Source organism: Paenibacillus sp. JT22N12 (assembly GCF_056269365.1).
Window position 1 is genome coordinate 893,145 of the sequence record NZ_JBWDNU010000001.1, and the last position, 21,729, is coordinate 914,873.

General features: G+C 53.3%; 21 protein-coding genes. 3 read left to right on the forward strand and 18 right to left on the reverse strand.

The window, feature by feature from the left end; all coding sequences use genetic code 11:
* The 4 genes from AC0YOA_RS03685 to AC0YOA_RS03700 all read right to left on the reverse strand — a co-directional run bounded on the left by AC0YOA_RS03685 (position 1) and on the right by AC0YOA_RS03700 (position 4,957).
* Positions 1–1,335, reverse strand: coding sequence for a glycoside hydrolase family 140 protein (locus tag AC0YOA_RS03685; protein ID WP_475785451.1), 1,335 nt, complete (start codon positions 1,333–1,335; stop codon positions 1–3).
* A gap of 39 nt (positions 1,336–1,374) precedes the next feature.
* Positions 1,375–2,259, reverse strand: coding sequence for a carbohydrate ABC transporter permease (locus AC0YOA_RS03690; protein ID WP_475785452.1), 885 nt, complete (start codon positions 2,257–2,259; stop codon positions 1,375–1,377).
* Between the two features lie 12 nt (positions 2,260–2,271).
* Positions 2,272–3,132, reverse strand: a complete 861-nt coding sequence (locus tag AC0YOA_RS03695; protein ID WP_379113148.1) for an ABC transporter permease — start codon at positions 3,130–3,132, stop codon at positions 2,272–2,274.
* A 190-nt stretch (positions 3,133–3,322) separates the two neighbouring features.
* Positions 3,323–4,957, reverse strand: a complete 1,635-nt coding sequence (locus tag AC0YOA_RS03700) for an extracellular solute-binding protein (protein ID WP_475785453.1) — start codon at positions 4,955–4,957, stop codon at positions 3,323–3,325.
* A gap of 469 nt (positions 4,958–5,426) precedes the next feature.
* On the opposite strand from AC0YOA_RS03700, the gene AC0YOA_RS03705 reads away from it, so the two are divergent.
* Together AC0YOA_RS03705 and AC0YOA_RS03710 are read left to right on the forward strand one after the other, a co-directional pair.
* Positions 5,427–6,242: a sugar phosphate isomerase/epimerase family protein gene (locus tag AC0YOA_RS03705; protein ID WP_475785454.1), complete on the forward strand. Its 816-nt coding sequence runs from the start codon at positions 5,427–5,429 to the stop codon at positions 6,240–6,242.
* 1 nt (position 6,243) lies between these two features.
* Complete coding sequence (locus tag AC0YOA_RS03710; RefSeq protein WP_210039347.1) at positions 6,244–6,876, forward strand: GntR family transcriptional regulator; 633 nt, start codon at positions 6,244–6,246, stop codon at positions 6,874–6,876.
* A 189-nt stretch (positions 6,877–7,065) separates the two neighbouring features.
* Here AC0YOA_RS03710 and AC0YOA_RS03715 read toward each other — a convergent pair whose 3' ends face one another.
* From AC0YOA_RS03715 to AC0YOA_RS03740, 6 genes are all read right to left on the reverse strand, one after another.
* Positions 7,066–7,275 (reverse strand): cysteine-rich CWC family protein, encoded by a 210-nt coding sequence (locus AC0YOA_RS03715; protein ID WP_475785455.1) that lies wholly within the window; start codon positions 7,273–7,275, stop codon positions 7,066–7,068.
* A gap of 183 nt (positions 7,276–7,458) precedes the next feature.
* Entirely contained in the window at positions 7,459–8,403 is a 945-nt protein-coding gene (locus AC0YOA_RS03720; protein WP_475785456.1) for a DnaJ C-terminal domain-containing protein, read from the reverse strand.
* A 182-nt stretch (positions 8,404–8,585) separates the two neighbouring features.
* Entirely contained in the window at positions 8,586–10,637 is a 2,052-nt protein-coding gene (locus tag AC0YOA_RS03725; RefSeq protein WP_475785457.1) for an MMPL family transporter, read from the reverse strand.
* A gap of 25 nt (positions 10,638–10,662) precedes the next feature.
* Positions 10,663–11,805, reverse strand: coding sequence for an NAD(P)/FAD-dependent oxidoreductase (locus AC0YOA_RS03730; protein WP_475785458.1), 1,143 nt, complete (start codon positions 11,803–11,805; stop codon positions 10,663–10,665).
* A complete protein-coding gene (locus AC0YOA_RS03735; RefSeq protein ID WP_475785459.1) occupies positions 11,802–12,545 on the reverse strand; it encodes a methyltransferase domain-containing protein in 744 nt (247 codons plus the stop codon). Before AC0YOA_RS03735 ends, AC0YOA_RS03730 begins: the two co-directional genes overlap by 4 nt.
* Positions 12,538–13,689, reverse strand: a complete 1,152-nt coding sequence (locus AC0YOA_RS03740) for a type III polyketide synthase (protein ID WP_475785799.1) — start codon at positions 13,687–13,689, stop codon at positions 12,538–12,540. The genes AC0YOA_RS03735 and AC0YOA_RS03740 overlap by 8 nt, the downstream gene beginning before the upstream one ends.
* Before the next feature lie 212 nt (positions 13,690–13,901).
* Here AC0YOA_RS03740 and AC0YOA_RS03745 point away from each other — a divergent pair, with 212 nt between their 5' ends.
* Positions 13,902–14,759, forward strand: a complete 858-nt coding sequence (locus AC0YOA_RS03745) for a hypothetical protein (RefSeq protein WP_475785460.1) — start codon at positions 13,902–13,904, stop codon at positions 14,757–14,759.
* Positions 14,760–14,972: 213 nt separating this feature from the next.
* Here AC0YOA_RS03745 and AC0YOA_RS03750 read toward each other — a convergent pair whose 3' ends face one another.
* The 8 genes from AC0YOA_RS03750 to AC0YOA_RS03785 form a co-directional block, all read right to left on the reverse strand.
* On the reverse strand, positions 14,973–16,604 hold the full coding sequence (locus tag AC0YOA_RS03750) for an NAD(P)H-hydrate dehydratase (RefSeq protein WP_475785800.1): 1,632 nt from the start codon (positions 16,602–16,604) through the stop codon (positions 14,973–14,975).
* A gap of 186 nt (positions 16,605–16,790) precedes the next feature.
* Positions 16,791–17,459 carry a fructose-6-phosphate aldolase gene (gene fsa, locus AC0YOA_RS03755; RefSeq protein ID WP_475785461.1) on the reverse strand — a complete coding sequence of 223 codons (669 nt, stop codon included), beginning with the start codon at positions 17,457–17,459 and terminating at the stop codon, positions 16,791–16,793.
* Positions 17,460–17,586: 127 nt separating this feature from the next.
* A complete protein-coding gene (locus AC0YOA_RS03760) occupies positions 17,587–18,564 on the reverse strand; it encodes an aldo/keto reductase (RefSeq protein WP_475785462.1) in 978 nt (325 codons plus the stop codon).
* A gap of 168 nt (positions 18,565–18,732) precedes the next feature.
* Positions 18,733–19,194, reverse strand: coding sequence for a DUF2269 family protein (locus AC0YOA_RS03765; protein WP_475785463.1), 462 nt, complete (start codon positions 19,192–19,194; stop codon positions 18,733–18,735).
* 6 nt (positions 19,195–19,200) lie between these two features.
* Positions 19,201–19,803 (reverse strand): TetR/AcrR family transcriptional regulator, encoded by a 603-nt coding sequence (locus tag AC0YOA_RS03770; RefSeq protein WP_475785464.1) that lies wholly within the window; start codon positions 19,801–19,803, stop codon positions 19,201–19,203.
* A gap of 23 nt (positions 19,804–19,826) precedes the next feature.
* Positions 19,827–20,216: a DoxX family protein gene (locus AC0YOA_RS03775; RefSeq protein WP_475785465.1), complete on the reverse strand. Its 390-nt coding sequence runs from the start codon at positions 20,214–20,216 to the stop codon at positions 19,827–19,829.
* 286 nt (positions 20,217–20,502) lie between these two features.
* Positions 20,503–21,204 carry a metal-dependent hydrolase gene (locus AC0YOA_RS03780; RefSeq protein ID WP_475785466.1) on the reverse strand — a complete coding sequence of 234 codons (702 nt, stop codon included), beginning with the start codon at positions 21,202–21,204 and terminating at the stop codon, positions 20,503–20,505.
* A 109-nt stretch (positions 21,205–21,313) separates the two neighbouring features.
* A complete protein-coding gene (locus AC0YOA_RS03785; RefSeq protein WP_210039638.1) occupies positions 21,314–21,718 on the reverse strand; it encodes a CBS domain-containing protein in 405 nt (134 codons plus the stop codon).
* Positions 21,719–21,729 lie beyond the last annotated feature (11 nt).

Sequence of the window (21,729 nt, forward strand, 5' to 3'; positions counted from 1 at the left end):
TTAAGGTGCCGCATAGCCCTTGGAATCATCGTCCAGGATCAGAACCCAGTCGTCGTTTCTTCCGCTTGATGGCGGGAAAAATTTGACCTCCGCTTCGTTCTTGTACAGGCCTGCCGGCTGCGTCTCGCCGGTCCGTGGATCATACCAGCTCGCACGGATACTCTCCCCCGCAATGATTCCCATCCTGACCTGGAAAGGGAGTCCATTCGGGCTGTAGATGAAGGCATAGTCGGCGCCGCGGCTTGCCTGGATATGATTGGCGCCGCTATCATTGCCGATAACCAGGCTTTGATCCGGAATACGGTCAAAGAACGGTCTGGATTCGATCAGCCTGCGGGCATGACGCATCTGCATGGCACCCGGACGGACGATGGCCTGCCTCCAATGCATAATAAAATAATCGCTTTGCTCCGTAGTCATCGACCAGACGCTGTGATGTCCGTACGTATGTCCGAATGCGCCGGCGAATAAAGCCCAATATGCCGCTTGTCTGACATCCGCCGCATCGAAGTAGCCGTTCAATGCCTTGAAATTGATCGGGTGATCCTCATAGCATGGCTCGGCATCCAGGGTCGGTTTGACAGGAGCCAATCCATAATCGTGGCTAACATGCTCGTTATTGGCGGTGTTGAGCGCACCGTGACCGGATTGAATCATATTGAAATCAAGCCAGCTCTCGTCATGAAGCTGCTGCGATGAGGATTTTCCGCCCATGGGATGGAACGTGATCAGGTGTTCTCCGCCATCCGCCTGCTTAATCCCTTCCGCCATGCCCTGGATAACATCGAAATGCTTGCTGGTCACAAGCGGCCTGTCTCCGCCAAGAATCCAGATAATATTGCTGTTCGCCTTGTATCTGCTGCCGATCCACTCCCCGTATGCCTTGGCATTGCTCTTCGTAAAGATCTCCGGACCTTTGCCCCACATGCCGTTGAACTTGTCCCCCCAGGTGGGCAGAAGCCCGATATAGAGTCCCAGCTCCGCTGCCGTATTAATGATGAAATCCATATGATCCCAATAGCCGTATGCCCCGTCTTGCGCCAGATCGGGCAGAAGCGGATCGTATTCCCCTTGGCCGTTCTGAAGCAGGGGCAATCTGCCGTATGCGTTCTCAACGGTGAGACCCTCGAACTCTGACAGGGCCACAGCCTGAATAACGGTAAAGCCCGCTTCCGCCCGGTTTTGCAAATATTCCAGCGCCTCTTCTTTATTTAATCTATGAAATAGCTCCCATGCTGTATCGCCCAGCCAGAAGAACGGAGTGCCGTCCTCCTGTGCCAGATAACGCCGGTTGTCGCTGACTTTCAACTTCTGAAGTTTGCTGCTTGTCGTCATGGTAACTATCAACCTCTCTTATTGGGATTTATTATGCAATTAACCTTTCACGCTGCCGAGCCGGATCCCGCTGACGAAATACTTTTGCAGGAACGGGTAGGCAAGCAGGATCGGAATAGCGGCAACAATCATCTGCGCGCCTTTAACGGAGCGGTCGTTCAGTTTGGCTAATCGCTCAGCTTCAGTGGCCGACATGGTGGCAAAGTTGAATTTCACAACAATCGTCTGCAAATAGCTCTGCAGCGGATAGTTCTTCGCATTTTGCATATAAATCAATCCGTCGAACCAGGAGTTCCAGTGTGCGACCAGACAGAACAGCGTAATCGTGGCGATTGCCGGCGTGGAGACAGGTACGTAAATCTGCCAGAGCGTTCTCCAGTGGCTGGCGCCGTCAATATTGGCCGCATCCTCCATCTCCTCCGGAACCTGGCGGAAGAAGTTCAACATGAGAATAACATTGAACACCGTCACGGCGCCAGGCAGCACAAGCGCCCAGATCGTATTCATAATGCCAAGCTCCTTGACCAGAATATAGGTCGGAATCAGACCGCCGTTGAAAAGCATGGTGAAGAAGAACACCCACACATACACCGCTCTCATGCGGAATTTTTCCTTGCTTTTGGACAGCGGATAGGCCAGCAGAATAACCAGCACGACGTTCAAGGTGGTACCGATTGCCGCCCGCTCCAGCGTGATGCCGAAGGCCCGCCAGAATGCCTCCCGGTTGAGAACGTATGAATAGGGCTCCCACGTGAAGCGAACGGGCCAGAAGCGTACCAGATTTCCCGTTACGGCGGAGTTGTCGCTTAAGGAAATCGCAAGAATATGGATGAACGGAATGAAGCAAAGGACACAGACCAGAGACAGGAAGATAATGTTGAATATGTTGAATACTTTTTGCCCTGTCGTTTGTCTTGCGGGCATAGTCTTCCCTCCTTAGAAAAGTCGGTAGTTGAACAGGCGGTATGCAGTCAGGTAGGATATCGAAATCAGGATAAAGGACACGAAGGATTTCAATAATCCGACGGCAGTCGATGGGCCGAATTGAGCTTGCAGAAGTCCCATGCGGTACACCATCGTGTCGACGATATCGCCTGATTCATAGACCTGCGGACTGTACAGATTGAAGATCTGATCGAAACCCGCATCCAGTACACTTCCGAGACTGAGCACCATCAAAAGTACGATGATCATATGCATGCCCGGCAGCGTGACATGCCAGGTCTGTTTCCATCTGCCCGCGCCGTCCACGGCAGCCGCTTCGTAGAGGGAAGGATCAATGCTCGTAATCGCCGCCAGATAAATAACGGTGTTGAAGCCAAATGTCTTCCACACGTCGGAAGCGACCATCGTATACGGAAACCAACTGTTCTCACCGAGGAAATAAATCGGCTTGATTCCGAAAATGCCCAGGAAGCTGTTCACGATACCTCCGGATGGGGATAAGATATCGACCAGAATGCCGCCCAAAATAATCCACGAAAGAAAATAAGGAAAATAAATAACGGTTTGCATGACACGCTTGAACAGCACATTGCGGATTTCATTCAATAACAAGGCGAATGTGATCGGTACGATCAGTCCCATAACGATCTTCATAATGGCAATGAACAATGTGTTCCAAATCACCTGCCAAATGTTCGGCATCGAAAAAACATACTTGAAGTTGCCAAATCCAACCCAGTCCTGGTTACCGAAAAGACCCTTGAGCGGTATAAAGTTCTGAAACGCAATCGTAACGCCGATCATCGGGATGTATGAGAAAATAATAACAAGAACCAGTCCCGGAAGCAGCATCAGATGGAGCGGCAGCTCTCTTTTCTTCCTGTATTTACCCCCGACTGCGCCGGTTTTCAGCTTCTTCGGGGCCGTTATTTCAGTTTGCATGCAGCTCCCTCATTCCAGCTTATAGTATAGATAACAGCTGCAGGTGCCCTTGCAATGCCATCCAGGCACCTGCGTAGGATCCATCGCAAATTTGCTGTCTTTACTTACCCAATGCGGCGTTTACCTCCTGTACGACCTGCTCGCCGCCGAGATTGTTCCATTCCTTCACCATATTGTCAAATCCGCTATCCGCATCGGTCTTGCCCAGAATGATGCCGGTGAGCGTCGTGACGATCAGCTCATCCATCGAGCTTCCTCTTGTAACCTCGGTCGGCGTCGGAGCACCCAAGTACGCATCCCACATAACCTGATCCGGATACGTATCGTCAATGAACGCAAACGGCGTATCTGTGGGGCCGAACATCATCGAGATGGACCAGTTGCCGTCCTCCATGGATTTGTAGAAGCCTTGCCCTGACCCCTTCAGGCTGTCCGTAGTACCATCCTTGAGCGCCTGCTTGATATCCTGATGTCCCTTAAGGTCAATCATCGGATCCAGCGTGTATACCGGAGACATCCACCAAATCCCGTCCACGCCATTCTCGCCGAAGTATTTGTTGAATTCGGCATTTTCGCCAAACAAGGCCTCAACGTAAACATTCATCATTTTGATCAGGTTCTCCGGATGCTGCGTTCCTTTCTTCACGACCAACCAGCCGTCGGCTGCAATCTTCAATGGAATAGTCGGTTTATCGCCAGTCTTGGTCGGGAGCGGAACAACGATCCACTTGGCCGCCTGATCATTCGCAAGTGTCTTCTCCGCAGTGAACGCCATCCAATGCGGCCCGTAAAACATGCCTGTCTTGCCTGCTGCTACGGATTCCATTGCTTTGGGATTGTCCTTCGACCCGAATTCCTTGTCGAGCAGACCTTCCTTGAACATCGTCTGGAGAAGGGCAAGCGGCTCCTTCATTTCCGGCTGTACGACACCGCGGTCCACCTTGCCGTCCTTCTCGATCCAATTGAGAGGGTAAGCGTTATAAGCCCAGAACAGCCCCTGCATGTTGTACCGGAAATCATTGTCGATTTCCAGACCGAAGGTGTCGTCCTGGCCGTTGCCGTCAGGGTCGTTCTTCGCGAATGCCCTTGCAATTGCAAGGACGTCATCCATTGTTTTGGGACGTGCGAGGCCAAGCTTGGTCAGCCAGTCCTCGCGGATCCAGAGATGATTATAGCCATTGGTTGAAGGCATCTTCAGCGGAATGCCGTATCTTTTGCTGTCGCTTGTGACGGGCTCGAAGATCCGGTCCGTTTCACTTTCGATGATGCTTTTGAGCAGCGGCGAGGCGTACTGGTCGTAGAGAGGACCCATTTCCTCAACGGCTCCCGCATCCATCAGCTGCTTCATATCGGCTGGCTGGTCGACCTGGAATATATCCGGCAGATCTCCCGAAGCCATGGACAGCTTGAGCTTCTGATCGTACGACGTAGTATCAGGGGCCAACATTTTGTATTCAACCGTTACCCCCACTTTATCCTTGAACATGCGGGTCCAGCGGTTGTCGGTAAGCGTTTCTCCGGTCTGCTCTTTCAATTTGGCGATATTCTCATCATTTTCATTCAAATTTCTGCCGAACGTATAGGTGATTGGTTCATTGCCTGAAGGGTCGGCTGCATTGCTGCCCTCTGCTGCTCCTTCGTTACCCCCTGCATTGTTACCATTTGAATTGGAACAACCAACGATTGCGGCGATCATAAGCATGGCTAGACACAATAGAGACCATTTTTTTATCACTAGCGCAAACCTCCCAGATCTAATTTTGTATTGATAACGCCAGCCTTGCGCATGATTCTTCTCAGGCAGATTTTTATGAAGCGCTTACAACTCAAATCAAATACATCTCGTTGTGATTAACCCCATACATATTGATTCGGGCATCCCGTCCATTTGGAAGCAGTGGCCTACCCGGATATGCGTTTGGCAATCCCCCTTTTCCTGTACCTGTAATGATCATCTTTGACCGGCAGCCTATCCCCGGCCGGCGCCAATGCCGCCTGCAGTGCTCACCGCTCGCTGGCTAGAGCCGGATTCAGCCGTCCACCAGTGTTTGACTCGCCCCATTGATATGCCTCAACCAAAAATCGTTTACGAATACACAATACAACATTGTATTCAAATTGTATACAATAAATATTTATTTTATTGACATGCGCTCTTTCCAGCTGTTAATCTAGAATTGTATTCAATAATGGAGGAGCCATTTATGAAATTTGGTCTCAGTACTTATACGCTTACTTGGTCCATCGGCGTACCCGGATATTCCGCACCGGTCCGTCCTCTTGGCGCAATTGGCCTGATCGAGCTTGCCGCCTCGCACGGTCTGGAGCTGGTGCAGATTGCGGATAATCTGCCGCTTCAACATTGCGGCACCGCGGAGCTTGCAAAGATCCGGAAAGCGGCTGAAAGCTGCGGCGTGCAGATTGAAATTGGAACGCGCGGCACGGAGCCTGCCCATCTTCTCCGGTACTTGTCCATAGCGCAGCAGCTGGATGCTGTCCTTGTGCGCACGCTGATTACAAGACCGGGCATCGACGAGGCCGGTCAGGAAATTCAAAGCATTCTTCCTGCTTTCGAAGCGGCCGGGGTGACTCTTGCAATCGAGAATCACGGGCTTCATACAACAGCACAGCTTGCCGGTCTGCTGCAGGGACTCGGCAGCGCCTATGCCGGCTGCTGTCTCGATACCGTCAATTCCTTCGGCGCGCTAGAAGGCCCGGAAATGGTTATTCAAGGGCTGGCCCCCTTCATCGTGAACCTGCATATCAAGGACTTCGAAATCACACGCGTCGATCACCAAATGGGCTTCGTCATCCTCGGTACGCCGGCAGGGGCAGGTCGCCTGGATATTCCCGGACTGTGGAAGGAAATCATGCGCCGCGACAGGAATCCGACGGCCATATTGGAGCTTTGGACGCCTTATCAAGGTTCCGTTGAGGATACAATTGCCCTGGAGAACCGCTGGCTGGCCGAAAGCATCGCATATTTGAATTCACTGGAACTGGAAGGAAGGAAGGACTGACATGGCCGTTACACTGAAGGAAAAAGCTTATGCCCAGCTTCGTGAGCTGATCATGAGCGGAGATATTCACACGAGCGGACATCTGACGGAGAAGTATCTGGTCGAGCTGCTCCAGATGAGCCGCACCCCGATCAGGGCGGCGCTGGAACGTCTGGCTGCCGAAGGCGTTGTGCTCTACTCGCCGAACAAGGGACTCAGCCTGCCTGAGCATTCCTTCCGGAGAGTCGTTGATTTTTTTGATTTCCGGATCGCCATTGAAGGTCATATTGTTTATAAATTGGCTTCGCGCATCTGGGAGGAATCGGAGATCGCCTGGTTCAGGAACAATCTGGCGGAGCAAAACGAGCATAAGCAGAATCTCGATTACGCTGCCTTCACCAAGGCGGACACGCTGTTCCACAGCCAGCTCGCGATTCTTTACGACAATCAGGAAATTGTCCAGACGATGGAGCAGCTCCAGGACAAGCTCTTCCTCGTCGCTTTGGGCGTGCTGAAGAAGGATAACGCCAGGATTCAACGCTCCTATGAAGACCACTGCGACATCTTCGAGTTCATATTGGCGAATAAGCCGGAAGAAGCACGGGCTAAAATGATCGAGCATCTGGAGTTTGGCGCGAGAATTCTCGTTTTCTAAAACTGTCTGCCCCGTACCGCAGCTGCTTCCCCGATCGCCGCTGGGTCAGATTTGAACCGGCCGCCATTCTGCCGCTCTTAAAGATGCGCGCCGGAAATAAAAATCAGCTCTGGCCTAAGCGCTCAATCACAGAAAAGGGATAAGGTTCTCGTCATCCGTAGATGTCAGCACCTTATCCCTTATGTTGTGTCACGCCTGCTCTGCTTCTTTCAGATGTTTATCGAGACAAGTGCTGCAAATACAGGATTTTCTCACCTGGCTTGCCGGTAAGCGTTCCAATAATTCTTCGGGAAATACTGCCCCGTAGCACCAGCACGAGCCCTGCGGATCACCCGCCGGATTTCCGCATTTGTTGTCCCCGCCGCAGATGGGACAGCGTTTAACATCCTCTTGTATCATGGCTTATTCGGCCCCTGTCGAGTCCCTGAACGGACATCTGCGGGCTTCCCCGTCCTTTCTCCAATAACTGGATCTGTCAATATGAGCTGGTGTTGTAAGCGCGAATGAGACCGCCGCGAAATGAAGCTGCAAACCATTCTCCGCATCATGCGCTCCATCACAAGGGGCAAACGCCTCACTCAATCAAGCAAGCCGCGGATCAAAGCTTTGCTCCTTGGCCAGCTCGCTGTACAGCTCCTTCACCTTCTCCGAGCCTGCGCTGGGCACGGTTACCTCCACCGTAATGTAGAGGTCCCCGGCAGTTCCATCAGGCTTGCGCATCCCTTTGCCCGATAGCCGCAGCTTCTGCCCTGCGCCGATACCTGGCGGCACCTTCACACTCAGCATGCTCCCGCCGGGCAGGCGAATCTTCGCCTCCGCGCCAAGCGCCGCGTGCCAGGGAGCTACCAGCAGCTTCGCGGCAAGATCGTAACCATCGACCGCATACTGCGGATCCGGTTTGATCTGCAAGGTTACATACAAGTCTCCTTTGATGCCTTTTGCGGTGACGCCGCCCATTCCCTTCAAGCGGATACGCTGGCCGCTGGCTACAGATTCCGGGAGCGTGATGTTCAATTCCTTCTCCCCCACTTGAACGCGGACCTTGCCTCCCCGGACGATTTCATCGAGCGTTACGGATAAAGCGGCATCCTGGTCCGCCGGATCATCGCGGGTATCCCAGCCGTTTTCATTGAAAAAACCGCGCCCGGCCTGCGATCCTCCAAAAAACTGCCGGTACAGATCATCAAAGTCCGCTTGTCCCGCCTGGGAATTGGCCGTGCGGAAGCTTCCTCCCGCCCCCTGCCCGTTGAAGCCGCCGCTTTGCCCATAACCTCCGTTTGCCGACTGTCCGGCATGAGTCCGTTCGCGCCAATGCTGCCCATAGCGGTCGTAGCTTTCCCTTGATTCATCGTCGGATAGCACTTCATAAGCTTCCTGTCCTTCTTTGAAGCGCTGCTCCGCTTCAGGCTTTTTGTTCACGTCCGGGTGATTGGCTTTAGCCATTTTTTTATAGGCTTTTTTGATATCTTCCTTGCTTGCCTTGCGGTCAACGCCAAGAATAGCATAATAATCCTTTGCCTGTGCCATCGGCTCCACCCCCTACACTTGGTCAGATAAGGTCAAACCAGCTTTAATAAAAAGCACACGGCATAACGGTCATACCACCCGCTGCTTGTGCGTTATCCATGTTCCTCTTGATTGTCTTTATTATACATCTTCTGGCTAAATCAATCAAAACAGCGCCTCTGAATAAGGGCACGGCAATGCCTTTATTTCAGCCAACGGGGCGCCCACCAGTTCCATTTGCCAAGCCAATTCATAAGGGAGGGCACCAGTATCAGGCGAATTACCGTCGCGTCGACAAAAACAGCCGCTGCAATGCCAACACCCAGCTGCCGCACACCGGCAACCTCTCCGAAAGCAAATGGAGCAGTGACTGCAACCATGATTGCGGCAGCCGAAGTAATAATTCTGCCTGTTGTGACAAGTCCCCATCTTACCGAGTACTCATTATCGCCTGTTTGCCGATGGATCTCATAAATCCGCGATACCAGAAATACGCCATAATCCATGCTGATGCCAAAAGCCAGTCCGAATATAAAAACAGGAATCATGATTGCAATGCTGCCCGGCCCCATGCCGAAGAATCCTCCCTGGAAGACCCAGACGAGAATGCCGAATGAAGCGCCAATGCTCATAAAATTCATCAGAATCGTCTTGAGGGGAATCAGAACGGAGCGGAATGCGAAGAACAGCACGGCAAAATTGGAAACAAAGATAAATGCCAGAACCTGATGGATATGGTCAAAGACTGCATCGTATACCTCCTGCTGATACTTGGCTTCTCCTCCCAACAGGAACGGGCTTGCTGATGCAGCCCCCCGCCACTCCCATTCCCTGAGCCAGGACATCACTTCACGTGAAGAAGGCTCTCCGGCGAGCATCACTTGAAGCGACGGATATTCACCCCTGAGCTCATCCACCCGAAGCACACGGGGATCGGTTTTCAGTGCGAGGGTGAGCGGGCCGGGATCGATCGGATTCCGATTGTCCTGCTCCTGCCGCTCCTCCCCGTCCACGATATAGACAGTTGAAACGGAAGGGGAAACAAACTCGGCTTGATAAACATCGAAGGCCAGGCGGGACTTATAGTCTGGCGGCAGGGAACCGGCATCCGGGACCACCAGCTTCATACCTGCAGCAGGCAGAATACAGATGCCCAGAAGGAAGAACGCCAGCACAGCAGACCGGCGTGGTCTGTTCATGATAAAGGATGACCATGCATGCCAGACAGGGGTCCTACGGATCGTCCGTGCAGAGCTCCGCTTCACCTGAATCGCAGGCCACAGCATGGCCAGCAGTGCCGGAACCAGCGTTAGTGCGGCCAGCGCCGACACAACAAGCACCGTCATGGCCCCGATAGCGACAGTCGTAAAAATAGGCAGCGGGATAAACAAAATCCCGAGCAGTCCAAAAAACACGCTTAGAGCGGAATACAAGATTGCTCTCCCTGCGCTTTTCATCGTTGTGATCATCGCTTGTTCCAGTACCTCGCCGCTCGTCAGCTCTTCCCGGAAACGGCTGACCAGCATCAAGGCAAAATCGATACTGAGGGCAAGTCCCACCATCGGGATTACGTTCAGGACAAAGTTCGACAGTCCGATCTGGGTTCCGGCCATGTACATGATCCCCATAGAGCCTGCAACCACTGTTAATCCAACCATCACAGGGATGACGGCCGCTGCGATGCCACCGAAAGCGAGCAATAAAATGATAAAGGCGGCAGGGATTCCGATTGTCTCCGCCTGTCTCATATCATGCTCGCTTGCCTGGTTGACATCAGCCTGCACCGGCGCTTTCCCGGTTATGCCAACCGCCATATCCCGGTCAACCGGCAGCCTGCTGCGCAAATCCTCCAGAACTGAGGCCCGATCGCTGATCCCAATATCGGAAGATAGCAGCGCGTAGGCATAATTCCCCCTCATTCTTCCGGCCCCGTCAATTGGGGACCATGCTTGATTCACTCCTTCTGCAGCTTGAAGCTGCCGCATCGTCTGCTCAATGAACCGTCTGAATACTACCGGAGATACCGATGCTCTCTTCTCGAATACGAGAATAACAGGCTCCTCGGGGATATGAAAGTCAGCTGCGAGAATCCGCTTGACCTGTTCACTGGCTCCTGAAGGAGAAAGGCCGTGATCCTGCAGAACACCAGGCAGCCGGGAAGCAAAGAACCCAAAAAAGGCCAGGAAGACCGCCCAGAGGAGAAGGATTATTTTCGGATGGCGAAGCGACATCACCGCAAGCAGATGGAAGCCCATAACCATGCTCCTAACGGATGTATTTCTACGAATAATCGCTCAATCTTGTTGCCTGAACCATGCCGAATGCCAGCCGGGGCGTAAATTGCGCTGCGCCCAATACCAACCGGGGCAGCACAGGGACGCCGAACATCCATTGAAGCCGTCTTCCCCATCGCAGAGGACGCCGGAACTCGCGAAGAACCGATTGTGTGTAGAGATGCTCCCATTCCTGGAGAGAAATTTTCCCGCGCAGATAGCCGCCAGCAAGAGGAGCGCACAGCTCTGCCGACCGCAAAGCCATTGACATGCCGTCCCCGCATAATGGCGGAATCAAGACCGTTGCGTCGCCCACCTGGGGAACAGCATTCCAGGCCAGCAGCTCCCGCTTCAGATTGACCGGCGCGACAGCCGCTTGCGTGCCCGCAGCCGGAACAGCATCGGCCAGACGCCCGGACAGCCGTGAATTTCTGCCAGCTGCGGCATGGATCATTCCAAGAACGGATTTGTCTTCTGTATGCCCGAATGTCCCCTGCCGCAGAAGAGCGGCTGCATTGACATAGCCGTCCTCGACCGGCGAAATTCCCAGATACCCGCCAGGGAAAAAATACAGCTCGACAACCGGCTCCTTACCGATTACCGAAAAATGGGACTTCACCCCCATATACCTGTCCTTTAAGGAACGCTCGGGCTGATTGCTGCCGGGAAGACCCGCGCGCGGATTAGCGCCCCATGCGGCAATGACAATCCGTGCCTGATAGGAGACCCTTCGCTTGCTCTGCATGGCCTCAACGAGGTATCCCGATCCGCTTGTATAGACGGAGGTCACGGTTGTGTCCGTCTGCACCTGGACACCGGCCCGCAGCGCCTCGCGGTGAAGCTCGGAGTCCAGCCGATAGCGGCTTATTCCAAGCGCCGTCCCGGGCAGCGGGATTTCCAGCGGCTTCCCGCGATTGAAGATCAGACGCGTCCGGGTGATCAAGCAAGGACCGATCTGATCCAGCGCTTCCTGCAAGCCCAGCGCCTTCAGCATGCTCTGGGATTCCGGAGAGAGAAATTCGCCGCACACTTTATGGCGGGGAAACGAATGCCGGTCAACCAGCAGCGTGTTCCAGCCCTGCCCGGCCAGCGACAGGGCCATGCTGCTTCCGGCAATTCCCGCACCCAGCACAATGGCGTCATACATCATACATTCCAACTCCTATGGAAGGATCGTTTAGGGCTTGTCTTTTGAATGACAACAGCATATCGGAACAAAGGCCGCCAGGAATAGGTCATATGGGGATTTTCAAGAGCCAGTTGAAGCTTCCTCCAATCAGATGATCGAAAGCCTTTTGCCACCGATAATGGTCCATCATGCCTGATATACGGGTTTTTGGAAATCAGCCGCGCCGTAAGCCATACCGCCGACCAAGGTATAAAGTGGCGGTGAATGTCATTGATCACAACTCCGAGACGCGACACGTCAAGCAGCCTTTCGACCACCCCGGGGAGCTCGTCCTCCGGAAAATGGTGAACAAACTGCGTTCCCGTTACCACGTCCGCAATGCCTTCCTGCAGGGCAAACAAATCCTTCCGGATCACCTTGACCCGCGGTTCGTTCCGGAAGAGTATCCTGGCTTCCACACAGGCTTCCTCCGTAAGATCAACCAAAGTGATGGTCATGGCAATCTTGTTCCTGTCCGCCCAATTCAGAAGATGTGCGTTCACATCTCCCGAGCCGGAGCCCGCATCCAGAATGGACAAGGAGGCAGGCCTTCCTGCATCCACCCATAATCGTCTGACTCCGAGGAGTGTAGGCGCCGCAGCCGCGAAGATCCGGTTCAAGCGGCGCAAATGCCGCAGCGCCTCGCGCAGCTCCGGGCCGCCTCTTGCGAAGTCATCCATCAGTTCCGGCTCGACGGCGCGCTGCCTCAACCCTTTAAACACTTGAACTCACAACAGGCTGCTTTTTAATAATGGTGGCCGGCAGGTAGGTGAATTTGATTATTTCCACCGTAAGCCCTGGTCCGAATGCCAGCGCAAGCCCGCTTACCCGGCTTGAACCGGCTGCTTCCAGCGTCCGCCTCATCTCGTCCAGCACGAACAATAGGGTGGCTGAGGATACGTTCCCGTAATCGCGAAGCACGGTCCGGCTCGGTGCTGTCTGCTCATCTGTAAGCTCGAACGCCTCCTGCAGGGCATCGACAATTCCCCGGCCTCCGGGATGGATCGCCCATAATTCAGGCATAACGTCATCCGGCAGCAGGCGTTTCACTTCCGCTGGAATGACTTGTCCGATCAGTCTGGGGATCACCGTGGACAAATACAGATCGAAGCCGTGAACGCCAACCTCCCAGACCATTTCTTCGGACGAGTCCGGCAGCAAGGCGGAAAGCTCTTCTCCCAGCTGGAACAACCCCTTGTGGGCGGTGCGAGCCGGACCGACAATACATGCGGACGCTCCATCTCCGAAGAATGAAGCCGCGTAAAGTGCTTCCCTCTTGCTGGAGGGCTGGATATGCAGCGTACACAGCTCGACACTGACGATTAATATATGTGCCGCTGGATCTCCAGCAGCAAGCTGCCTCGCGAGGCAAATAGCTTTCAATCCGGCTGCGCAGCCCAGAAAATTGAGCGGAATCCGGTTAACAGTAGAGCTGAGTCCCAGCTGCTTGGTTATCGCCGCATCCATACCCGGAAGAAACTGTCCCGTGCAGCTGACTGTAATCAGGTGGGTCACCTCAGACGGCGCTATACCACTATCCTGAAGGGCAGCCCTTGCGGCTTTCATACCAAGAGGAACCGACTCCCGCTTGTATATTTGCATCCGCTGGGCGGTAGATGGCGCTTCAACAGTGGAATTATGCGGAAAATAACGGCAGCTATCTGCATCCTGCAGCAAATTCGGCTCGCAGGTGTAGCGTGTTTCCACAGCGCACTGCTTAAAAATCCGTTTGGCCCAGCGTCTGGAATCGGAATGATCCCGGAGCGCATCGGACAGCCGCTGCGAAACGTCATTTTGATCCATTTTATAGTCCGGGACGGCCGTACCGATCCCCAATATCGCAATAACCGGAGTTGCCTGCTCCATCACCAGCATCAGTCCCTCCTGCTTGTTTGCATGCCTTCCCCGTGCTTTAAGAGAGGCTGGACATGCCGCTAACTCTATCTATTCCTATTCATTTTTCCCGCATATATGACAGTCATCACAGGCAGGACGGCTTGCTCAAGGTATGGATAAAGGTATAAAAACAGGAAGAAGTACGATACTGGTAAGTAAAACAAGATTATGGAGATATGTTTATGAGCGCAAATTCTTATTGGTACCTGGGTTTGGCGATTCTAAGCGCGGCTCTTCTCCTCTATATCTTTATCAAAAAAAGAGAAGTGCGCGGCGTGCTGCTGTTCATAGCCATGATCGGCTTTGGATATATGATTGAGACCATTATCTATACATTTCTGGGAAGCTATCAGTATTATCCGAAATTCATAAAAGATAATGCTTATTTCGACAGCAATTTAGGCGCTAAAGCCTCGAACGCCCTATCCCTGCCGATCATTGCCGTATTCCTGTCGTCTTTTCAACTGGGCTGGATCTGGATACTGGTGTTTACCGGGATGTTTGTCGGAATCGAGTGGTTGTTCCGGGAGCTTCATATCTACGCCGATAACTGGTGGCGGCTGGGCTATACGGCTATTGGTCTTCTGCTTTATTTCCCCTTTGCCAAATGGTTGTATCACAGCATGTTCCGCCCTCTGAGCGGATTTGTTCTCGGACTTTTGCTTTTCCTGATTGCGTTAGCGATTTCCGATACTTTGAATATTGTTCCCATTATGGCCTTCTCGAACCGGGTTTATGAGCCTGGCTGGTTCCAGAATCCGTCCCATGATATATCAGCCTTCGGAACGGTCTACTGTATTAGTATCAGTCTATTCACGGTGATGATTGTAACCCGATACTGGAGGCATACTTGGGTGAAATACCTGTTCGCCCTGCTGTGTATCATGGGTGTGGAAATGGCTCTGAAGGCAGCGGGAATCCAGCGGAGCCTCGTCTGGTGGGATGAGTGGTACTTCCTGCTGATCAATTTCGGATTGCTCGCCATCACTCAGGCAATCTGCAACTACTTGATGAAGGGACCCCCGATTTGGAAAATGTAAGCGGTATGACTCTCCAATTATATGGCTGCAGCTGCCGCATCAACCTCCAAAAGAATAGCAAATAAGCATGGCGGACTGCTCGCAGGCAGCCCGCCATGCTTATTTTGCGACATGATTTGGCATATTCAGTGGGTTTACGTTATTGAGCACCCTGTGACGGGGAGTGCAAACATCGCTGCTGCCCAGCTTCATGTCCTGCATGGGAAACCCGGCTTACAAAGCATCAATAATATCGCCCGCAATGATCGAAGCATTGGACCATCTGGATGCAGCAGCCCGATCCCCCGCCATACCGTGCCAGAATACCCCGAGGGCAGCGGCCTGAATCGCATCCAGACCTTGGGCGAGCAGGCTGCCGATTATACCTGCAAGCACATCCCCCGAACCCCCGGTAGACATCCCCGGATTCCCCGTCGTATTGACAAAGACATCTCCATCAGGAGCCGCTACCACCGTTCGAGCCCCTTTAAGCACAACGATCACATCCTGCTCCCTGGCAAATCTGCGCGCAATCCCGATCCGGTCACGCTGCACCTCCGGCGTGCTTAACCCGCACAACCGCGCCATTTCGCCGGGATGCGGCGTAATAATCGTTGCTGCCTCCCGCCGCTGCCAGGCAGCCGGAGCCTGCGCACTGTCATTTGCTTCAACAGACAGATCCTGTGACCTTTCGTTTGCGAGCTTCCTGTAAGCGGCCCACATATTGAGCGCATCGGCATCGATAACCATCGGCGCTTCGATACCTTCCCACAGCTCCTGAAGCCATTTCGCGTCGCCCTCCCATCTGCCGAGACCCGGCCCGATCACGACCGCCTGTTTTCCCTTGGCCGCTGCGAGCAGTTCCGGTATATGCGCTGTTCCCCATTGGCCGCTCCCGCCATCGTCAAGACCGAGGAGCATCGCCTCCGGCAGCACTCCCATCATTGCCGGTGCCAGACGCCCCGGCAGCGCCCAGCTGACCAGCCCGCTGCCGCCTCTTAATGCGGCTTTCGTGCACAATACGCCCGCGCCGCTCATTGCAGCGGAGCCAGCCAGAACCAGCACATGACCATAAGTGCCTTTATGGGAATCCTGCGGCCTGTTTTGGGGAAATTGCAGATTTAACTTGCGGGTCAACCCGGAGGTATCCAGCACATATGTATTTACGCCAATAAATTTGGCCAGATCCGCCGCAATGCCGATAGAACGAACCACAACCCTGCCGGCTGCTTCGGCTCCCGGGTGCAGCAGCAGACCGCGCTTGCTATACGCAAGCGCCACTGTCAGATCCGCCTTCACGCAAGCATCGGATACCGCTCCTGTATCCGCATCCAGCCCGCTTGGGATATCTGCCGATATAATGGGCAGTCCGCTGGAATTTGCCGCCCGAATGAGCGAAGCGTACGGTTCGCGGGGATCGCCTGTCGTCCCTGTTCCCAGCAAGGCATCAATAATGCCGTCCCAGCTGCGCCAGGAAATTTCCCAGGAACCGTCTTCCTTCACGGCTTCCGGAAGTTCTGTCAAGCCGAGCTTCCGTACAATATCGCGCTGCAGCGCCGCTTCAGCCCTCAACTCATCAGGATGCACCGCATAAACAATACCAACTTCATACCCCATCTCAGCCAGATGTCTTGCACAGACAAGCCCGTCCCCGCCGTTGTTCCCTTTGCCGGCAAGAATCAGCCAGCGGAACCCGCTGCCTTGTCCATTCCGTCCGCATTCCTGGCCCTGCTTGCGTGCAAATTCCACCGCTTCCTCCGCAATCGCCCGCCCGGCATTCTCCATCAGGACCATTGCCGGCAGGCCGGTCGCTTCAATGGCATGCCGGTCTATTTCCCTCATTTCTGCTGCAGTAACCAGATACATCTCATTTACTGTCATCGGATAATCCCTCCTTTCATCATTGAACTATACATCCCCGTTTCCGGCTGAAATGAACCGTACAGCCCGATTCCTTCCATTATATCCATAAGCGGCAAAGGTCAAAAAAGCCCAAACCTTCTGGCAGGAAGGTTCAGGCTCCGTACGATTGCCTAGCTGTAACCGATGCTTCTAGTTCTTGACAGCCTTCACCCAGTCGGCAGCGAATTTCTCGATGCCTTGGTCTGTCAAAGGATGTTTCGTCAGCTGCTCGATAACGCTGTATGGGATAGTCGCAATATGCGCGCCAGCCATCGCTACGCGGGTAACGTGATCCGGGTGGCGGACGGAAGCGGCGATGATTTGCGCATCCAGATTATGCACGCGGAACAGCTCGGCGATTTTCGCGACCAGCAGGACGCCGTCTTCCGAAATATCGTCCAGGCGGCCCAGGAACGGAGAAACATAAGCTGCGCCTGCACGGGCGGCGAGCAGCGCCTGGTTCACGGTGAAGATCAGCGTTACATTGACTTTGACGCCTTTTTTGGCGAGGTAACGGCAAGTTTCCAGGCCTGCGAGGGTCATAGGGACTTTGATGGTGACGTTCTTGTCGCCGCCATTTATTTTGATCAGCTCATCGGCTTCGGCTTTCATATCTTCAGCAGTGATCGCGTCTGGCGTTACTTCTGCGGAAACAGATTCAACCTCAGGCACAAGCTGCAAAATTTCAGCAATACGGTCTTCGAATTTGATGCCTTCCTTGGCAACCAGGGACGGATTGGTCGTAACTCCGGACAAAACTCCAATTTTGTATGCTTTCTTGATATCCTCGATATTTGCACTGTCAATAAAGAATTTCATTTCCCTAACCTCCAGTATTTTTGTCTGCTCACGGCTTGTCCAACGGATTGAAGCACAAGAATATCTTGCATGAACAATGTCGCATCATCAATTATTATAGAACATATGCCAAAATAATGTAAGGGCGCTAGGATGGCAGGCGGAAGAGAGCAAACGGCTCGCCGTAACGGAATGAACGGCTGAGCTCGTCCAGCTCTGCCGCAAGCTCCGCACCGATGGCAAGCGGAACACTTGCCAGATTCTCGGTAACCTGCCCGGCTTTAGTGGCCCCGACAATAACGGTTGAGACTGCAGGCCTGCGGATCAGCCAGGCGATCGACAGCACTCCGGGACTGTACCCGTGGGCCTCCGCCAATCGTGCGATCTCCTGCCCCAAACGGATCTTGTCGCCGCCGAGATATCTTTTGAAATTAGGATCCTTATCCGCCCGCGAGCCTACCGGCGCGGCTTCCGGTGAATTATATTTGCCTGTCAGAATGCCCCCCGCCAGCGGGAAATAAGGAATGATGCCCACGCCCTGATCGAGGCACATCGGGACAAGCTCATTCTCAGGAATGCGATCCGCCAGGGAATAACTGACCTGATTGGATACAAAACGGTTGAGTCCCGACTTTTCCGAGATGCCAATCGCCTTCATCAGCTCCCAGGCGGCATAATTGGAAGCCCCGATATATCGGACCTTCCCTGCACGCACCATATCGTCCAAAGCGCGCAGCGTTTCTTCAAGCGGCGTATTGGGATCGAATGTGTGGATTTGGTAAAGGTCAATATAATCGGTCTTCAGCCGCTTCAGGCTTGCTTCCAGCTCCATCATCAAATGATGCCGGGATGAGCCTCTTTCATTGGGGCCGTCACCCTTTACAAGCCCGGCTTTGGTTGCCAGTACGACCTGATGCCGATGCCCCTCCAGCGCCTCACCGATTATTTTCTCGGATTCGGATTTGGTGTAGATATTCGCGGTATCGATAAAATTAATTCCATTTTCCAGGGCATGATGAATAATTCCCATGGATGCCTCTCTGTCCGCTCTTGTACCAAATGAATTCGTGCCCAGTCCCAGAACGGAGACCTTCACTCCGCTTGCCCCAAGATAACGATATTCCATACCAGCCACACTCCTGTCCAGATATGTAAAAAGCTCCAGAGCTTTATCATACCCTATTTGGACAGATCGAGTGAAGACATCTGCTTGAGAAACGAAAACCGTCAATCCAATCGGCTCTATTATTATACGCGGCTGATCAAATGATACCTAAAAGGCAAGCGGCTGCTTTTAAAAAGGCTTGCTGATCATAAAAAACAAAATCACAACGGGCGCAAGCGTCGCCAATGTGCCAAATACCGCCCAATACGCGGACATTCTCCGGTATGCTTGGGAAACCCCGCCGCCGCTGACCGCTTCCGCGCTGAGCCTGATCATTCCCCTCTGAAGCGGCATCAGCACCGCGGCCCACAGAATGCCCGTGATAACGAACAAAATCAACGAGGCTGTCAGCCAGCTCATCCCCCACATTGCGTAACCAGACTTCACAGCCATCATGATGCCCGATACCACGATCAGCACAAGTCCTGGCAGCGTAAAGGCATAATCGGCCAGCATCACATTCTTCGCCGTCTGGTGAATCATGGCCGGATCGCCCTTCACATCGGCCCGGACCTTCCAAAATGCCGCTGTTATAATATTGCCCAGAAACAGCACACAGCCGATAAGATGAATGAATAATAGAAGCTTCATGGCTTGTTAGTCCTCCTTTTTGCGTCCGGGCTGCAGAATCCCGGATATAAACCAGGCATATTCTTTCGCGCCAAAAGCGGAATCCGCGGCCCCAAAGAAGCTCCGCATCCGCAGTCCAAAAGTAATCAGCTCAAACAGCTCGGCCGTTTGATCCGGATCAAGGCCAGCAGGAATAACTCCGGCGTTCTGGCCTGTTACTATCCAGCTTTTGGAGGTTGCAACCGCCTGGTTATAAAATTTGCCGACGATTTGAGCAACCTCCGGCCGGTCGCTTTTGCCGATTAAATACATCAGAATGAGATTGGCCGCGTTATTGCGGTTCTCTAGTTGCGCAAATCCGCTTGAAATGGTATTCATCGGTCCATCGAATTCCTTCGTCCCTGCAGCTTTCATGAAATTCTCATTCTTCTGTTCGAGCTTTGCTTCGAGTACTTGGGCAAACAATTCGTCTTTTCCTGATACATAATGAAATATGGCCCCTTTGGACAGCCCGGAGCGCTGCATAATATCGTTTAAGGTCGTTTTGCTGCAGCCTTGTTCCAGAATCAGCTCCTCCGTTGTCTCCAGCAGCAGCCGCTTGGTCTGTTCACGCCGGTCTTCCTGTTTCATCCTTGAATCCGTCCTTTCTATTGTCAGGTTGTCACAGCCTGCAGCGGAAGCCACCCGGCCAGTATGACGGCAGCCAGGAAAATAATTTGCAGTACCGTACGCGGCATCAGTGAAAATACCGGCTTGCCGCCAAGCGTGAGCTTGTGATTGGCTGCGTATACGTTAGCCGGAAACATAGCCAGCAGCATGAGCGCAAGAGCGGCCGCAGCAATGGCTGCCGTCGCGGGTATGACCATCCCTATGGCTCCGGCAACTTCCAGCCATCCCGTCAGCGTAACCACGAATGCAGGGCGGGGCAGCCTTGGAGGAACCATCGCAATCAGCTCCCTGCGAAGCTTTCCCCAGTGCCCCGAGGCAGTCAGCAGAAACATCACTGCCACCCCAAAGCGGAGCGCAATCCCCCAATCATTCACATATTCCCATCCTAACCACCCGATTATCCGAAAAACAAGAAAAGAACCCATAAGACCAATAAGCGGCGCCATGCTTCCATTCACCATCCTTAATCGAATCATTTTATATTGCTATTATATATACCGACCATCGGTTTGTAAATAAGAAATCACATCTTTTTCTTTCGTTTATCGTTTACGGTTTCCAAATACAGCTTCTTCAAAGCTGGAAGGAGAAAGCCCTCAGGATCCAAAGATCCTGAGGGCTTTCTCTCTTTCGAACCGGCAGCGCCTCGCGATAGGCCGCTTAATTCTGTGCGTGGAGTTCGATCCGCTCGCCCGGTGCCAGCACCTGGCCTCTCAAGCCTTGTTCCTCCAGAGACTTGACGAACGCGCTCCCGTCCTGGCGGATAGGCGGGAAAGTGTCGTAATGAACAGGTATGGTCAGCTTGGCGCCGTACCACTTTGCTGCCTGCAAAGCATCTTCCGGGTCCATTGTGAAATGGCCGCCGATTGGAACAAAAGCGACATCGATCTTATAACGCTCGCCGAGCATCTTCATATCGCCAAATAATGATGTATCGCCAGCATGAAGAATCGTTAGTCCTTCGGCACGGATGATATAACCCGCCGGCATCCCTGCGTACATGATCCGCTGCTCGTCCTCCAGCACGATACCCGAGCTGTGGAAGGCCTGTATCATTTTGGCCTGCGCGAAGCCAAGATCGAACGTTCCGCCCATGTTCATGCCGACGGTTTTGACGCCTTTCCAGGACATATAGGTCGCAAGCTCTACAATGGCAACGACCGGAGCGTCGTTATTGCGGGCAATCGGCTCCGCATCCAGAATATGATCGCCATGCGCATGCGTGAGCAGAATAGCGTCGGTCTTGATCTCTTCCGGCTTGATAGTTGTGAGCGGGTTGCCGCTCAGGAAAGGATCAATCAGCAGCGACTTGCCATCTGTTACAAGCTGTACACAAGAGTGTCCATGAAATATAATTTCCATTGTTTTATATTCCTCCATCCTACTTATGGTTCAACGTAATCATACCTATAAAAAGCCCCCGAGATCAAGTTGATCCCGAGGGCTTCACGATTTCTACATGAATGATGAATCAGGCCTGCTCCGGAAGCGAGATTTGACCCAGTGCTTCTCCAGCCTCGTGGGCCAGGATTTTACGCGAGGCAATATCCCCCAGCGCTACGATGCCGAGCAGCCGTCCATTGTCCACTACGGGAAGGCGGCGGACCTGCTCTTTTGCCATAATCCTGGCCGCTTCCTCTATCGTCGCGCTTGGCAATATTGTTGTGATATCCTTGCTGACGATCTCGCCGACCGTCACCGACTCGTCCTGATGATCCGCATAGCCGCGGATAACCAGATCGCGGTCCGTAATGACGCCTGCCAGTTCCTTGCCCTCGCCAATGACCGGAAGAAATCCGATATTGCGTTCTTTCATCAGCAGGGCGGCATCATGCAGGCTCGCATGGACCGGCACCGTGACGCAGTCTCTGGTCATAATTTCCTTCA

What these genes read in the sequence shown, in the direction of transcription:
- AC0YOA_RS03685 (WP_475785451.1), bottom strand. Translation starts at nt 1,335, where the DNA reads ATGACGACAAGCAGCAAACTTCAGAAGTTGAAAGTCAGCGACAACCGG.
- AC0YOA_RS03690 (WP_475785452.1), bottom strand. Translation starts at nt 2,259, where the DNA reads ATGCCCGCAAGACAAACGACAGGGCAAAAAGTATTCAACATATTCAAC.
- AC0YOA_RS03695 (WP_379113148.1), bottom strand. Translation starts at nt 3,132, where the DNA reads ATGCTGCTTCCGGGACTGGTTCTTGTTATTATTTTCTCATACATCCCG.
- AC0YOA_RS03705 (WP_475785454.1), top strand. Translation starts at nt 5,427, where the DNA reads ATGAAATTTGGTCTCAGTACTTATACGCTTACTTGGTCCATCGGCGTA.
- AC0YOA_RS03710 (WP_210039347.1), top strand. Translation starts at nt 6,244, where the DNA reads ATGGCCGTTACACTGAAGGAAAAAGCTTATGCCCAGCTTCGTGAGCTG.
- AC0YOA_RS03715 (WP_475785455.1), bottom strand. Translation starts at nt 7,275, where the DNA reads ATGATACAAGAGGATGTTAAACGCTGTCCCATCTGCGGCGGGGACAAC.
- AC0YOA_RS03720 (WP_475785456.1), bottom strand. Translation starts at nt 8,403, where the DNA reads ATGGCACAGGCAAAGGATTATTATGCTATTCTTGGCGTTGACCGCAAG.
- AC0YOA_RS03725 (WP_475785457.1), bottom strand. Translation starts at nt 10,637, where the DNA reads ATGGGCTTCCATCTGCTTGCGGTGATGTCGCTTCGCCATCCGAAAATA.
- AC0YOA_RS03730 (WP_475785458.1), bottom strand. Translation starts at nt 11,805, where the DNA reads ATGATGTATGACGCCATTGTGCTGGGTGCGGGAATTGCCGGAAGCAGC.
- AC0YOA_RS03740 (WP_475785799.1), bottom strand. Translation starts at nt 13,689, where the DNA reads ATGGAGCAGGCAACTCCGGTTATTGCGATATTGGGGATCGGTACGGCC.
- AC0YOA_RS03745 (WP_475785460.1), top strand. Translation starts at nt 13,902, where the DNA reads ATGAGCGCAAATTCTTATTGGTACCTGGGTTTGGCGATTCTAAGCGCG.
- AC0YOA_RS03750 (WP_475785800.1), bottom strand. Translation starts at nt 16,604, where the DNA reads ATGTATCTGGTTACTGCAGCAGAAATGAGGGAAATAGACCGGCATGCC.
- fsa (WP_475785461.1), bottom strand. Translation starts at nt 17,459, where the DNA reads ATGAAATTCTTTATTGACAGTGCAAATATCGAGGATATCAAGAAAGCA.
- AC0YOA_RS03760 (WP_475785462.1), bottom strand. Translation starts at nt 18,564, where the DNA reads ATGGAATATCGTTATCTTGGGGCAAGCGGAGTGAAGGTCTCCGTTCTG.
- AC0YOA_RS03765 (WP_475785463.1), bottom strand. Translation starts at nt 19,194, where the DNA reads ATGAAGCTTCTATTATTCATTCATCTTATCGGCTGTGTGCTGTTTCTG.
- AC0YOA_RS03770 (WP_475785464.1), bottom strand. Translation starts at nt 19,803, where the DNA reads ATGAAACAGGAAGACCGGCGTGAACAGACCAAGCGGCTGCTGCTGGAG.
- AC0YOA_RS03780 (WP_475785466.1), bottom strand. Translation starts at nt 21,204, where the DNA reads ATGGAAATTATATTTCATGGACACTCTTGTGTACAGCTTGTAACAGAT.
- AC0YOA_RS03785 (WP_210039638.1), bottom strand. Translation starts at nt 21,718, where the DNA reads ATGACCAGAGACTGCGTCACGGTGCCGGTCCATGCGAGCCTGCATGAT.